This window comes from Nitrospirae bacterium YQR-1, from assembly GCA_039908095.1.
Taxonomy (GTDB): domain Bacteria; phylum Nitrospirota; class Thermodesulfovibrionia; order Thermodesulfovibrionales; family Magnetobacteriaceae; genus Magnetomonas.
In genome coordinates this window covers 1-1002 of sequence record JAMOBJ010000085.1, presented here as the reverse complement: position 1 = coordinate 1002, position 1002 = coordinate 1, and the positions used below count along the sequence as shown (strand labels likewise).

At 32.3% G+C, this 1002-nt stretch carries 1 protein-coding gene; it reads left to right on the top strand.

Features of this window, described 5'->3' with window-relative positions; genetic code table 11:
- Positions 1-52 precede the first annotated feature (52 nt).
- Positions 53-919, top strand: coding sequence for an IS1634 family transposase (locus tag H7844_16005; protein MEO5358780.1), 867 nt, complete (start codon positions 53-55; stop codon positions 917-919).
- Positions 920-1002 lie beyond the last annotated feature (83 nt).

The following is a 1002-nucleotide window of genomic DNA, read 5'->3' as shown; positions in this document are numbered from 1 at the left end:
GCACCGTAAAGGCAATAGACAAAAAGGGTGAGGACAAGAAATAGAAGATGTATTGGGAATAAAAGAATACGATGAAAATAATCTTTATGCAACTCTTGATTGGCTTTTTATACACCAGGATGACATAGAAGATGCTTTATTCAAGGATAGATACAATAACAAACCTCCCCGTTTGTTTCTATATGATGTGACATCAAGTTACTTAGAGGGACAACAAAATGAATTAGCCAGTTATGGTTACAATAGAGATGGTAAAAAAGCCAAAAAACAGATTGTAATAGGATTATTAACTGACGATAATGGAATTCCTGTGGCTGTAAAGGTATTTAAGGGTAATACATCGGACACATCAACTGTTTGTGGACAAGTAAAGAAATTATCTAATCGTTTTGGTGTAAAGAATGTTACGCTCGTAGGAGACAGAGGCATGATAAAGAATGTGCAGATAGAATATCTATCTTTATATGGTTTTGACTATATTACGGCAATAACAAAGGCACAAATAGAAAAGATGATAAGGGATGATATATTTCAGATAAACTTATTTGATGAGAAATTGATAGAAGTAGAACATGAAGGAATAAGGTATGTATTACGGAGAAATCCACAACGTGTAGAAGAGTTAAAAGAAACAAGAATGGAGAAATATGAAAAATTAAAAGCAAAATCAGAAGAGTTATCTAAGAAACTAAAAGAACATCCTAAAGCAAAAATAGAAACTGCCTTAAAAACTTTGAATGAATTAATAGAAACTTTATCTATAAAAGATTGGGTAGATATTAAAGAAAGTGAACGCAATATAATTGTTTCAATTGATAATGAAAGACTAAAAGAAGATAGCAAGTTAGACGGCTGTTATGCAATAAAAACTAATTTAACAGCGGATTGTGGCATTAAAAGGAAATGGGTACACGCTTAGGGCTATTTGTTTTGAGCTTACAAAGGAAGGGTATAAACCACAAGGTAAAACGTGGTACCCACAGAGCATATCCAATATTTTAC